The organism is Vibrio sp. J502, assembly GCF_025397955.1.
Taxonomy (GTDB): Bacteria; Pseudomonadota; Gammaproteobacteria; order Enterobacterales; family Vibrionaceae; genus Vibrio; species Vibrio anguillarum.
Map to the genome: position 1 here is coordinate 1,921,928 of NZ_CP104554.1, position 13,799 is coordinate 1,935,726.

At 44.9% G+C, this 13,799-nt stretch carries 10 protein-coding genes and 1 other RNA gene; 3 read left to right on the forward strand and 8 right to left on the reverse strand.

Annotated features, from left to right (window positions below):
- The first annotated feature begins 36 nt into the window (after nucleotides 1-36).
- From smpB to N5E84_RS08865, 3 genes are all read left to right on the forward strand, one after another.
- On the forward strand, nucleotides 37-522 hold the full coding sequence (gene smpB / locus N5E84_RS08855) for an SsrA-binding protein SmpB (protein WP_013857439.1): 486 nt from the start codon (nucleotides 37-39) through the stop codon (nucleotides 520-522).
- A gap of 67 nt (nucleotides 523-589) precedes the next feature.
- Nucleotides 590-956, forward strand: a transfer-messenger RNA (tmRNA) gene (ssrA, locus tag N5E84_RS08860).
- Nucleotides 957-1,121: 165 nt separating this feature from the next.
- On the forward strand, nucleotides 1,122-2,360 hold the full coding sequence (locus N5E84_RS08865; protein ID WP_019282966.1) for an integrase domain-containing protein: 1,239 nt from the start codon (nucleotides 1,122-1,124) through the stop codon (nucleotides 2,358-2,360).
- On the opposite strand, the gene N5E84_RS08870 is transcribed toward N5E84_RS08865, so the two are convergent.
- The 8 genes from N5E84_RS08870 to hsdR form a co-directional block, all read right to left on the reverse strand.
- The gene (locus N5E84_RS08870; protein WP_127170315.1) at nucleotides 2,357-2,692 is read right to left on the reverse strand and encodes a hypothetical protein; all 336 of its coding nucleotides are present in this window, start codon (nucleotides 2,690-2,692) and stop codon (nucleotides 2,357-2,359) included. The two genes, N5E84_RS08865 and N5E84_RS08870, sit on opposite strands and share 4 nt — an antisense overlap.
- Nucleotides 2,693-2,789: 97 nt before the next feature.
- Nucleotides 2,790-4,322 carry an IS66-like element ISVa11 family transposase gene (locus tag N5E84_RS08875; RefSeq protein WP_069211897.1) on the reverse strand — a complete coding sequence of 511 codons (1,533 nt, stop codon included), beginning with the start codon at nucleotides 4,320-4,322 and terminating at the stop codon, nucleotides 2,790-2,792.
- A gap of 59 nt (nucleotides 4,323-4,381) precedes the next feature.
- Nucleotides 4,382-4,735, reverse strand: a complete 354-nt coding sequence (gene tnpB / locus N5E84_RS08880; protein ID WP_019283195.1) for an IS66 family insertion sequence element accessory protein TnpB — start codon at nucleotides 4,733-4,735, stop codon at nucleotides 4,382-4,384.
- Nucleotides 4,732-5,052 carry an IS66 family insertion sequence element accessory protein TnpA gene (gene tnpA / locus N5E84_RS08885; protein WP_019283194.1) on the reverse strand — a complete coding sequence of 107 codons (321 nt, stop codon included), beginning with the start codon at nucleotides 5,050-5,052 and terminating at the stop codon, nucleotides 4,732-4,734. Before tnpA ends, tnpB begins: the two co-directional genes overlap by 4 nt.
- Nucleotides 5,053-5,618: 566 nt before the next feature.
- The gene (locus tag N5E84_RS08890; RefSeq protein ID WP_069212214.1) at nucleotides 5,619-7,217 is read right to left on the reverse strand and encodes an AAA family ATPase; all 1,599 of its coding nucleotides are present in this window, start codon (nucleotides 7,215-7,217) and stop codon (nucleotides 5,619-5,621) included.
- Nucleotides 7,217-8,785, reverse strand: coding sequence for a restriction endonuclease subunit S (locus N5E84_RS08895; RefSeq protein ID WP_019283182.1), 1,569 nt, complete (start codon nucleotides 8,783-8,785; stop codon nucleotides 7,217-7,219). Before N5E84_RS08895 ends, N5E84_RS08890 begins: the two co-directional genes overlap by 1 nt.
- The gene (locus N5E84_RS08900) at nucleotides 8,782-10,314 is read right to left on the reverse strand and encodes an N-6 DNA methylase (RefSeq protein ID WP_095661266.1); all 1,533 of its coding nucleotides are present in this window, start codon (nucleotides 10,312-10,314) and stop codon (nucleotides 8,782-8,784) included. The genes N5E84_RS08895 and N5E84_RS08900 overlap by 4 nt, the downstream gene beginning before the upstream one ends.
- A gap of 45 nt (nucleotides 10,315-10,359) precedes the next feature.
- A complete protein-coding gene (gene hsdR / locus N5E84_RS08905) occupies nucleotides 10,360-13,794 on the reverse strand; it encodes a type I restriction-modification system endonuclease (protein WP_019283183.1) in 3,435 nt (1,144 codons plus the stop codon).
- Nucleotides 13,795-13,799: the final 5 nt, after the last annotated feature.

Sequence of the window (13,799 nt, forward strand, 5' to 3'; positions counted from 1 at the left end):
TCCTAAGCTCAAACCAAACCGTATAATGCCGCCACTATGGTAAAGAAAAAATCAAACTCAAAAGCAGGTAGCAATACCATTGCTGTAAATAAAAAAGCTCGCCACGAATACTTTATCGAAGATGAAGTAGAAGCTGGCATGGAGCTCCAAGGCTGGGAAGTCAAATCTCTTCGTCAAGGCAAAGCTAATATCGCAGAAAGCTACGTTTTCATGCGAGACGGAGAAGCCTTTGTTTCCGGAATGACAATAACGCCACTGCAGCAAGCATCCACTCACGTGGTTGCCAACCCAACTCGCGTGCGCAAGCTGTTAATCAGCCGCCGTGAACTGGACAACCTTTATGGACGCATCAACCGTGAAGGCATGACACTTATCGCACTATCACTGTATTGGTCTCGCTCTTGGGTGAAAATCAAAATTGGTGTAGCGAAAGGTAAAAAACTGCATGACAAACGTGATGATTTAAAAGAAAAAGATTGGGCAAGAGAGAAAGCACGCGTAATGAAGAGCTCATTGCGTTAATCTTGACCACTTAGACGCAGAAAGCTAGACAGACAAAGGTTTTCTGGTAGTATGCGTCAACACACTTGGGGCTGATTCTGGATTCGACGGGAATTTTGCAGTCTGAGGTGCATGCCGTGGGGCGGTTTGCCACGTTAAAAGCCGCAAAAAAATAGTCGCAAACGACGAAAACTACGCACTAGCAGCTTAATAACCTGCCAAGAGCCTTTCTGCCCTAGCTTCCGCTCGTAAGACGGGGAACAACAGAGAGTCAAAACCAAACAAGCTCGTGCCGCGTCTCCCGCCTGAGAGACAAAGCATTAAAACTAATTCAGGATAGCCATTAGATAGCGTGTCGGTTCGCAGTTTGATGGTGAAATTAAAGATCGAATAAGCATGTAGTACCAATGATGAATGATTTTCGGACGCGGGTTCAAATCCCGCCAGCTCCACCAAATCATAGTTTAAAGACGTCCTAGGGCGTCTTTTTTCTTGCTCGCAACAACGTGAAATCAACAACTTAGCATCCACCGACATTCCATGCGATTTCATAGCAGCTTTGATTTTTAGGTACACTACAAGGTACACTGATTTTATCGTGTTAATCTGGTGTACCCATCATGGCAAAAAACACAGTAAAGCTGACAGATAAAGAGATCAAAGCCTCCAAACCTAGAGAGAAAGAATATAATCTTTTCGATGGTGATGGCTTGCGACTTAGAATCAAACCTAACGGTTCAAAGCAGTGGATCTTCAACTACTATCGCCCCACAAACGGTAAACGAGCTAACTTAAGCTTTGGAATGTACCCAGACATCTCCCTTTTACAAGCAAGAAAAAGCTTACTTTCTGCCAAAGAGCTGATCGCACAAGGCATCGATCCACAAGACGATCGAAAACGCCAACAACAAGTTCATAAAGAGATCCATGAGCACACCTTTGAGAACGTCACGAAAGATTGGTTTGCCATCAAACAGCATGATGTCACTCCCGATTACGCGATCGATATCTGGCGTTCATTGGAACTGCATATCTTCCCGCACATCGCCAATAAACCGATAAAAGCGATCACGGCTCCGGAAATCATCGAGCTACTCAAACCGATTGAAGCCAAAGGTAGCTTAGAAACCGTCAAACGCCTATCTCAGCGTTTGAATGAGGTGATGAACTTCGCCACTAACTGCGGTCTTATCCAGGCCAATCCATTAACTGGCATCAAAGCCGCCTTCAAGAAACCTAAAAAAGAAAATATGGCGGCACTGACACCGGCAGAGCTGCCCGAACTCATGAGCGCGATAGCTAATGCAAGTATTAAACGCACAACTCGTTGCTTATTAGAATGGCAATTACACACCATGACGCGCCCTTCTGAAGCCGCTGGCGCTAGATGGGATGAAATTGAATGGGAAGAGAAAGTCTGGACCATTCCAGCCGAGAGAATGAAAAAAAGAAGAGAGCACCGCATCCCGCTCACTGAGCAGATGCTAGCGCTATTGGAAGTGATGAAGCCGATAAGTGGCCACCGTGATTTTGTTTTTCCGTCGGATAGAGATCCGAAAAAGCCCTGCAACAGCCAAACGGCTAACATGGCATTAAAACGTATGGGTTTTGCTGGAAGGCTGGTTAGTCACGGCTTGCGCTCGCTCGCGAGTACCACACTCAACGAACAAGGCTTTGATCCAGACTTAGTGGAAGCAGCCCTAGCCCACGTTGATGATAACCAAGTTCGAAGTGCCTATAACCGCACGGATTATCTCGAACGTAGAAAACCAATGATGTGCTGGTGGAGCGAGCATATAGAAGAGGCCGCCAGAGGCAGCCTCTCTGTAACAGGAACTAAGCAGTTAAAAGTGATTTAATCTGACAGATCAAGCCGTGGCAATAGATTTGCTAACCAAGGCTCGTGCTTTTTCTCGCGAACAAAGGCTACGGCTGTCGCAGAAAAAGCGGACTTTCGATTGCAAGCATCAACCAAGTTCTGTTCCATTGTAGCCAAAAAGCCATTCATTATGGCTTGCGATTCTGGGGGAAGAGATGCGTGTTGCTCTATGAACTGTAATGAATCCTTCACTTTCTTGATGACTTCGTTTCTCGCACCCTTAATCGTTTTACTGTTGAGGTTATATCTTTTCGCACTCTCACGAACACGAGAGTATTCATCGGGGTGCGATATTTCGCTATAGCGAGACATAACTGCACCTGGATTTTGCACATAAGAAACCAAGGTAACATCCATTGGACAACATGGATCTAAAGTATCCGCCCCATGATCCCACGGGGCGATATTGTTAGTGTTGGAAGTTCCAAGGCAGGAGTGCATCGATATCAGGCTCAGATTTCGCTAGCTCTTTCATGCACTTAACCATGTAGTCGTAAAGGATAAGGCCGTTGGCTTTCGCTGTCTCGACGATACTGTAAAGCATCGCGCTCGCTTCAGCTCCATTGGGATTGGTCGAGAAGAGCCAGTTCTTTCTGCCTATAACCAGCGGTTTTATTGCGCGTTCAGCACGATTATTGTCTATCGATAAGTGACCGTCATCGATATAGCGGCTCAGCTTCGGCCACTGACCGAGCGTGTATTTTATCGCTTTACCCAGCGGGCTAGACTCAAGCACTTTCTGAGTTGTCATCCATTCATAAAGCTCATCCAGTATCGGCTTAGCATGCTCTTGGCGCTCTGCTTTCCGTTTTTCGGCACAGGCACCTTTTAAGCGTGATTCTATTCCATAGAGTTTCTGGATTTTAGCCAATGCACTATCCGCTTTGCCTGACTTGCCTTTGCCTTGCAGCTTTTTCGCCTCCATGAACTTGCGCCGAGCATGCGCCAAGCAACCGACATTGGTGACGAGATGAAGCCCATCATAAACACCATAGCCATCGGTTTGTAGATAACCACTGTAATCCCCCAAGAAGGCAACAGGGCACGCCCTAGCTCGACTGTTTTGATAGTCGTACAAGACGATATTTCTCACATTAGGGAGGGCGGCTTCAGGCGAGTCTGCGCCCGAGCAGTAAAGCCACATATAACACTGTTTATCTTCTTTGAGGACATTGAGCGGCGTTTCATCCGCCTGAATCACCACTTGCTCAAGTAGGTGCGTTTTTAAGGCCGCGTAAAGTGGAGCGAACTTCTCACTGACTTGGATAATCCACCTTGCCATGGTGGTTCGTGAGAGTTCGATACCCGACTGGGTAAACAGGGATTCTTGGCGGTAAAGTGGCATCGCGTATTGATATTTGCCGAGGATGATATTGGCCAACAAGCTTTCTGTGGCGAAGCTCTTCGGGATAATGCTTTGCGGCGCTGGCTTTTGAACGACGTGGTTTTTGTCTTCTGTTTGCTCGCATTGGCGGCAAGCATATTTAGGACGAACATATTCCAACACTTTTAGTACCGCTGGCGTGAACTCAAGTTTCTCGCTACGGTCTTCACCGATTTTATGCAGGTTATGTTGACAGCAAGTGCACTGCTTTTCATCGTCGTTTAAATCGAGTTCGATAACTTCACGAGGCAAGGTCTTTGGCAGTGGTTTGCGTTTACCACGTTTCTTCTTTGTGATGGTCGTTGTGACAACTTCAACCTCTTCTTCCTTAGCGGCCTCACACTCCGCTTCGTTGAAGAGATCACCTTGAGATTCATCGTAAGGCTTTAACGCCTCCGAGCGTTTAGCGAACTGACGGTCGAAGGCAAGTTTGAGCTGTTCAAGCAGCGATTGACGCTCTTGTTTCAATTGGGTTTCTGACGCCAACAGCGCTTTCACCATCGCTTGTAGCTCGGCAACATCTTGGCTTTCTGAGTTGATATTTGGCGTCTTTTTCATGGCATTGATTATACTAAAATCATGCCGTTAATGCTTGGTGGATATGGCTATATTATCGCTTAAGTCATTGTAAAATCGTTTATTCTAACGGGTTTATGGCCGATAATCGTGAAGCCAGAAAGCAGTCTGTCAAGCTCGAATTGAGTTAGGGTAAACACCTCATTTTGCTCTTTTGATGGCCACTTGTACTTGGCTTTTTCAAGGCGCTTGTACCAAAGAGCAAAGCCTGTTTTATCCCAGTACAGCACTTTGATTTTGTCGCGCTGTTTGTTGGTGAACAGGAACAGTGCGCCGCTGCCCAAGGGCAAGTCGGTGTCATTTTCGATAATCGCAGCGAGGCCGTTGATGGACTTTCTAAAATCGACGCTTTCGCGATAGAGATAGATTTCGGGAGCACTGAGCATACGTTTCATGACAGCGCACCGATAAGCTCTGCGAGATAGGTCGCTGGCGTGCCTTGTGGGATGCTCAGTTCAACATCATTGACGAGCAGCGTCATATTGGCAACGACAACGTGAGTGGCTTGATACTTTGTGGTCTTTTCAACGACTTCTGCTTTAACAAAGCCAACCGTGTTCGGTTTTTCGATGTGCTTTAACTGTTGGCGCTTAGCGTAAAAAGTGGAGAGGCTCAGTCCGTTACGTTCACAGAATAATCGTTGTGATAGTTGGCTGGATTCATAGTGTTCGAACAGGGTTCGCCATTCTTGGTTAGTGCGTCGTTTGGCCATTTCAAATCTCCTTTGGGTTGGAGGTTTGATCTTATTATTCGGGCTAGGTGATTAGAATGCGGGGTTTATGACGCGCTTACGATCTAAAAGCTTAACGTCCTCCATCCCGTGAGCAGCGATATTACAACAGTTCCAAACTCGCGTTGCTTCATCCATAAGCGGAAAGTAATCATGCTTACCTCCATTCGCTCTTGGCCGGTTCGCCTCAATGCAAGCGTACCTATAGTTCTTCGCTTCAAATGCTAACCACCAGTATCCTGGGTGCTTTTGGCTTACCCCATGAACTAATCGAGTAGCATAAGACTGCTTTGAAATTTTTACATCACCTTTGGGTCTAAAATGGTCGACATCAAAATCTGTACCTATTCTCGGAACCTCCGAGTACCAACATTTATCCCCAAACTCGCGAATGAACTTAGGTTTAAAGTCACTCCACTTACTGCCAATTGATTTAATTTCAGCAGACTTGTCAGCAGCTCGTTGTACTCTTTGTGCCCATCGTTGTGAATTAACGTCCCAGTTAGCAGGCTTGCACTGGTCAATAAGATTTGGATCTATGTAACGCACTATTCAATCAATCCTTGGTCTTTTAAAATCGCATTAATGAGCTTGAGGCGATACTCTGTCGAGTCCTTGTTTTCTGCCTCCATCTGCTGCATGGCTTTTTTACGAGCAATTAAGAATTGTCGATAGTCTTCATCTGGATGGGTATAGCTATACCCCAATCGATCAAGTGAGTCGTTTAGTTCACTCAACCTCCTAGCCTCAGTATCGGTCAGAATATTCTTTTCAAGAAGTTTTCTTCTATTTTCAATCACTTTGCTCGTATGCTGATCCAGCGTCGTTGCCATGTCAAACATATCACTGGTTAGTATGCCATTGACGCCCATTCCAATAGGGCTTTCCAAAGGCGTTTCAGCAAATGATTGCCCATCAGCATCTTTCCTGAGAACCTGAATTTGTTCCTTGTTTAGCTCTGCAATAGCCAACGGATGGTGAGTGACCATCAAAATATGGCAAAAACGTTTATCAGGTATGAATCGCTTCAAGAACGAGTGATATTTGGCAGCCCATGCAGGGTTTAAGTGTGTATCAGGCTCATCGAGCAGGAATAGAGAGTCTTCTTCAACAGTAAACTCCAATAATCCAAGTACTGTTAGTAACTGCTGTTCGCCCTCACTGAGCTCGCTGAACGACACAACTTCCTCATTTTTTAGTCGAACCTTGATGTGCACACTGCTCAGCAGGTCAGACAACAAGGTGCTTTCGAGCATTTTGAAAAAATTCTTGGCCCCAAGGCCTCGTGCCACTTTCTTCAGGCTATAGAGATCAGGTAAGAATAAGTGAACAAATTCATTGTTCACGCCCTTGCCCGTTAAAGTTGTTTCCTCTTCTCTAACGGTTTTAATCGCACCTAAGCTATGCGGCAATATCCGCTCAAGGAAATCACGTACTACCCCCCTTGCGCCCCAAAAGACGTCCTTTTTATTATTTTTCCCCCACTCAGGTCGTCGAAAAACGAAGTGAGCAGAGTGGAAGGCCTCAATGCCGAGTTGGTCTTGAAGAAACTCTCGACCGACACCTTTTTGTTGATTTAGAAAGAATGCCAACAACACAAACTGACTGTGAAAGGGTTTGGCGTAGAAAAGAGGACGAACCTCGTCCTCAATTTCCACCTGATTCTTCAGCAGTTGGTTATAAAACTTGGTTCTGTGCGGTTTAAACAAGTCTTCTAGGCGATCACTGGGGCCAGAATAGTAAGCGAACAAATGCTTTGGCAGATAATCTGAATTACCTTCCTTATCTCGTGTCACTTTGGATAACGAAATACTTTCTGGCAGAGAGTACTGACCACTTTCACCTAACGTCGATACTTGTATTTTGTGTTGCTGAATTGGTGTCGAGCCATACTCCGGTGACGCATCAACTTCGATGCGCCTATCGGAAGATGATCCCAGTGAATAACTAAGTTTATAGCTAAATGGCGCGGGTTCATCGCCTAGGTCTAACGCACGAAAAATGCGAACTAGCGCTTCAATTACGTTCGATTTTCCGGAGCCGTTTCGTCCGATAAGAACGGTCAACAGTTGCCTGTTATCAAAGTCAATCTCTAAATCTTGAACGTTTTTAAAGCCACTGCGAATGTGCAAGTAATCTATTTTCACTACTTAGCAGCCTTAAACTGACAGTTTTCGCCTTCACCCACTTTTTCGATCAATTTGAGTTCTAACAGACGTTTTAACTCAACAAACAACTCATCAATGGCTTTGAATGTCTCGAAAGATGAACTATCAAATAGCTGCTGTGCCGTCATGGCTTTTGGGGCTGACTTTAGCTGTGACAGTAGTTCACTCTTATCATCGACCGCTTTTGATGTCGGCTGAATTCGAACTGGCACTTCATCAACATGCTCTGCCCGTACTTCTTGTTCTTTAGGCTTCTCTTCACCTAAATCTGATGATTGCGGTTGAGCTAGTCGCTCGGCCTTTTCAGTGAAAGGTTCAAACAGCTCACCACGAAACGCTCGTGCAAGTATTGATTGCGTGAGCTTGTCGACACGAAATTTCGCGGCTTCATATTGCTTTTTAACCAAGTCAGATTTAGCCAGTAGTTCTGAAACCACTCTTACGATTTCTTCCTGCTCTTCGATAGAAGGCAAATTGAACTCATACGCTTTCAACTTCTGGGCGTTGATGTTTGACTGGCTAACGCCATCCGTTTTCACTTGCCAGCAGTAATCTCTCGCGTGAGGACTATTCAGCTGGATATTGAGGTATTCACTGTTGAGGCGCTCGGTTCCCTGAACTTTGATCAGATAACCAGCAAATATTGCCTCTCTCTCACCGCGATAAATAGAAGTCTTTCCAACTAATTCAGGGCTATTGGTGCGGTTAAATAAAATATCACCAGACTCGAGCTTGTATTTTTCAATCTCTTTTTCATCCGATGTATAGACAAGATCTGACCAATCTAATTTGCCGTCTTGCAAATTACCCATGCGAAGTACAGGTACCGAGCCTTCTTTTTTGGATTTAGCAGAAGAGCCGTAATTAAAACCTTTACCGACTTGTTTAAGACTTACATGCTCCCAGTCATCCGCATTGTTCACATCTCGCCACTCTTCGGTAAGTTCTCCTGATACTGCCGCAGACAAAACAGACATGCGAAAACGCTTTAATAGCTTAGGAACTTTTTCTAAGCGAGACTGTGCCATCTCCAATTTTTCAAAAATTGCGTCTAACTTACTCGCAATACGCTTTTGCTCATGATGTGGAGCAAGAAGTATTTCGATACTCTCAAACTCTTTAGCTGATATATTCGGCTGTGCAGCACCATAAGCTCTTTTCAATATCTCACTTTGTAAGCTTTGAACCAAATAGTCTCGATACCTCAAGCAAGAATCTTCTTCATTAACTAATTTCAGATTTCCTACTCGTTGGTTAAGGAAAGCAATATTATCTTCAGAGTAAACGCCTGTTTTACCAGTAGTAGCACCCGACATTGCTATCAGTAAATCGCCTTTCTCAATTAAAAACTTCACGTCTGCTTGTTCACTAGGAACATGTTCGGCATTTGAAGTATAAACTTTACCTTGTTGAATATCGGAGATCCGAATAATCGGAACCGTGCCCTCACCAGGTTTCGTGTAATCTTTGCTTTTAAATGCGAAACCACTCTTTAATTTAATGAACTCACCCAATGATGTTCTTTTCCATTTTTTTTCGATGTTCATATAAGAACCTCATTGGATACATCTACACCACCTAATTCAACCATGATTGCTTGTAAATCAACAATTGCACCCGCTAGTTCCTCAATCGCTTCGGCAATAAGTTCATCAGGCTCAGGCAAACCAGCTGAATCTTCCAAGCTATCATCACGAATCCAAGCCAAGTCTAGCGAGTCATCTTTGGCTTTAATTTCATCACGGGTAAATGCACGCAAGCGGCAAGTATCTATATTACCAACAGCACTACCATTTTGGTGGTTATCAATAAAGGCTTGACGTTGAGCTTCATCCACTTGCGTTAAATCACTGCCTACCGCTCGATAAAACTCGTCAAAGTGCTCTTTTTCCAAGACGGTACGTTTACCAAACTTCGGCATATTGACGCGAAGGTCGTATACCCACACCTTCTTGGTGTTGCCTTTGTCTTGGTTTATATCTGTTGGTTTATCGAAAAACAGCACATTGGTCTTAACACCAGCTGCATAGAAAATACCTGTAGGCAAGCGCAAGATAGTATGCAGGTTGCATTTTTCCATCAGGTCATTACGAATTTTACGACCTGTCGAACCTTCAAATAGCACGTTATCAGGCAATACGACAGCAGCTCTGCCGCCAGGCTTGAGCATTACGTGATACATGGCATGCAAAAATGCCAGTTGCTTGTTACTAGTGTATTGCACAAGATCGTCACGGGTTGGTATACCGCCACCTTGCTTGGTACCAAATGGTGGGTTAGCGAGAATTAACGATGCTTTGGGTAATGCCTTGCCTTCATTTGATAGGGTGTCGCCATACAGCACACCAGAGTTTTCATCGTCCACTGCCAAGTCATGCAGCATAAGGTTCATCATTGCTAGACGACGTGTATCTGGCACCAACTCCATGCCAAAGAAGGTTTCATGCTGGTAGCTGTCGTAATCAGCTTCATCCAGCCCCGTCACATCGAAGTTCTTCTCCATGTATTGATGGGCGGCAATCAAAAAGCCGCCAGTGCCCGCTGTAGGGTCAACGATAACGTCACCTTTTTGATTGTGACGTTTGTCTTTCGGCGTTGGCTTCATCAGCTCAACCATCACCTCAATCAGCACTCGTGGGGTAAAATACTGGCCTGCACCGGATTTTTTCTCGCTGGCGTTGATTTCAAGCAAGCCTTCGTACATGTCGCCCAAGCCTTCTTGCTTAGCCGAATACCAGTCAAGCTTGTCTATCTCTGTGACCAGTTTTGTCAGTGTTGCTGGTTTGCGAATGCAGGTTGAAGCGTTGTTGAAAATTGCTTTGGTAATGAGTGAACCATGCGAGCCTAAGTGAACCAGTAGTTTCTTGTATTCTTCAAGGCGTGTTGCAGCATTGAACTTTTCAATGTCTTTCCAACGGTACCCCTCGGGGATCAGCTTTTCTTGACCTGTTTCTTCTACCATTTTCAAGAAAACGAGGAATGTAAGCTCATTTAGATATTCATTATAGGTAACACCATCATCACGTAACAGGTGACAGAGGCTCCATAGTTTATTAATTAAGTCTTGTGTGCTCATCGTTTGCTTACTTAGCTCATTTAAATTGTTGGGTATTGTAACCGATTATGCCGTAACTTTACGGTCATCATTAGACCAAATAGCACGGTTAAATTGCGCGAGGACATCAACCACAGGCTGTTCAAAAAGCTTGTTCGCTCGTTGGAGACCACCAAGGCGTTGCTTAAAAATACCTTCGTTGAGGTTAGACTCGTCAACAACGATGTTGGCTTTCATCTGGGCGGCGATAGTTTCCAACCACTCTCGTTGCGGCGTTTTCCAGGCACGACTCGCAAGTATTTTCTGCAAGGCATTATCAACACGTTGCTCATACGGAATAAGGGCCTCACCGATTGCGGCTTGTCGAATAAAACCAATAATTCGGGCGGCGATGTCCTCGTTTTTAACTTCTTTCCAAGCTACTTTTAGCTCTTCCTCTCTAAATTCGTTTTTTTCCAACTCTACAACGAGTTGCTTGAGGTCAGTTCGTGTCAGCTCCCATGGTCTTTGGATAACCGTTTGTAATGCCACCATCCGGTTACTATTTGCGTTTACAAAGACAGCAAACGATAACAAGTAATCCTCTGGTTTCTGGCCGCTGCCATAGCCCGTTGATGTACCAGTAACGTCGTCAGGCTTGTCTGATATCACTATTTTGTTTCGTCCACTGCCGCCCTGTACTTTCATATCAAGAAGTTCGCCTAAGCCAGGATGGCTAACAAACCAAATCGCCACATCCTCTGTGTTCATTGCTTTCAGTTCTTTGGCGAACTCTTTAGGTGGCTTGCCAACGATTCGCTCAAATTCATCCTGTTGAAGTGGTGTTAAGTGGTTCTTCTTGCTTTGCAGTTTGGCAAGAAATTGATCTTTAGCCAGATCTTGCAGTTTGGTATCCGCCCCCTTGGTGATCTCTTGCTCCAACTCAGAGAAGGTAATGTCGACCTTGGTCACAACAGGTTTCATTGTGTTCACTTTCTCAAGCTGTTTGTAGATATCTACAGCATCGTAGATGCGGAATCGCTCTTTACCTATCTCGTCACAACGGCGCGTAGCTCGACCAAGCATTTGCTCGAACAAGATGCGGCTGTTGACACGTCGCAAGAACACTAGGTTGCAGATGCTCGGCACATCGACACCCGTCGTTAACAAATCCACCGTTACGGCAATATTCGGTAAGCGGTCATTTTTGAACAAACGTATTTTTTCCAGCGGCTTATCCGAGGCACCCGTAATTTTCTGAATTGCATCATCTTCAACTTCGCCGTGATAGTCTTCACACGCTTGTTTTAATGCTTCTACGACTTCATCGGCGTGGCGGTCTGTGACACAGAAAATCAATGACTTTTCTTGTGAGTACGGGTTTAAAGAATCGCTTTCGATTAGCCATTTACAGATCACTTTGGTGAACTCTGGGGCGATTACTTTTCTATTAAAATCCGAAACATCAAAATCCAACTCATCTGGCGTGTGGATCAAATCAAGCTGCTGAGTTTGCGGATCATAAACTTGAACTTCTTCGTTAACCTGATAGTTGATTCCTTCCGTATTTAACTTGGTGTGAATACGAACAGGCGGTAAGTGATCGACTAAGTGCCCATCAATCACAGCTTCGGTATAGCTGTATGCGAATACTGGCTCACCGAATATATCGACTGTGTGAATCGCAGGTGTAGCGGTCAAACCCACTTTAAAGGCATCAAAATATTCGATAACAGCGCGGTACTTGGACATATAGTCTTTCTGATCTCGAAACTTAATCTCAGTATCGCTGAGTTCTCGGTCAAGCAAATATCCACGGTGGCACTCATCGACCACGATACAATCGTACTGGCCTACACCTGGTTTTGAACCATTTTCTGATGGGTACATGATGCGCTTCACTAAGCCCTGCACTGTCGCTACATGTACTTTGGTATCGTCATCAGGTACGGCTTTCGGGGCCTTATCCGGCTCCATGCCCATCACTTCGAAGGTATCTGCGAAAGTATTGAGGTTTTCCATTCGCACTTCACCAAAATCTACCGAGGCTTGAACGCCCAAGGCACTTCTGTCTACTAAGAACAGAATTCGACGAAAACGTTGTGCTTTCAGCAGTCGATATACCAAGGCTATACAGGTTTTTGTCTTACCCGTTCCCGTTGCCATTGCCACCAGCGCCTTTTCTTCTCCATCTTTGATCGCTTTTTCTACAGAGAGGATCGCTGCTTTTTGATAGTCACGGAGCTTTAACTCGTACTCAAAACCCATTTCATCCAACTCTGCGTTGGCTTTTTGAGGTGTTTGACGCAAGTATTCTTTTAGCTCGGGGGGGGTGTACCAGCCTTTGAGGGCTTTTCTACGATTGGTACTGTCTCTGACGTCTAAAAACCAAATACCGCTTTCTTGCTTTAGCTGTTTTAAATACGCACGGCCATTGGTGGCAAACACCACTGGTACCAAAAATTCATTATGCTGGGTCACTTCAACGTTGCTTGGTAAGTGCTGGATACCTTTTGCATAGCGTTTTGCTTGATCAACTGCGCCATACACATTCTTCGCAGATTTTTTCGCCTCAATGGTTGCTACGAGAGTCATTCCCATAAAAAGCGCATAGTCTGCCGGACCTGATTTTGTGGGCCATTCTGCGATGGCTCTATTCTTGTTCGGTTCAGGCCTCGCACCTTTTGAATATCGAAGATTTTCAGTATCGGCTTCCCATCCGGCATCCACCAATTGCTGATCAATAATGACTCGAGTCTCAGCTTCATCCATCTCAAAGGGAGACTTCTCAATACGCTGAATTTCAGAAGCTTGATCTGCTTTAGATTTAGAACGAAAAGTTTGGAAGTAAACAATGTTTGCTTCATCCATCTTGAGGCGATATGAGGACAAAGTATTCTCATGCTCTTCAGCTAACTCTTCCCAAATGGCCTTTTCTTCAGCCATTTTTTCGGCACGTAACTTCTCAGCTTGCGCTTTATTGGCTTCAACTTTGCTAAGTTCTTCCGCGACCTTAATGCGATCTTGCGTTCTCTGTGATTCAACTTTTAGTCTATCAACTTGCTCTTCAAGCTGGCGAACATAGTCTGATGGGTCTTCAGGCTTGACGAACTTCTGAATCTTAAAGCCTTTAGCTGCATCGCCACCGAAAGTGATGTGGAACCACATCGACAACGCATGACCAACCATCAGAGCTTTTAGTGCGTCTCTGTGTGTACAACTGTCAAAAGCATGTGTTGCACTATTGCCAAGTTTACGAATTGTATGGAAGGCATCTCGAACGTTATCATCAAGACGCAGAACGCAATCTAGCTCTTTGAGAAGATCAATTTGCTTAACGTTAGCACCATACTCAACACCAACACGTGAAGCTATTGTTTGTGCAATAGCCTCTCCCAACTGACGCACGTTGACTAACGCTGTGTTTGGAAACGGGACAAAGTTTCTTTCTGCGCTCTCTGCTAGTTTAAAAAGCCAATCATGGTGTGATTTTAGGAAATCAAAATTACTGAAGTCTGCCATGACGT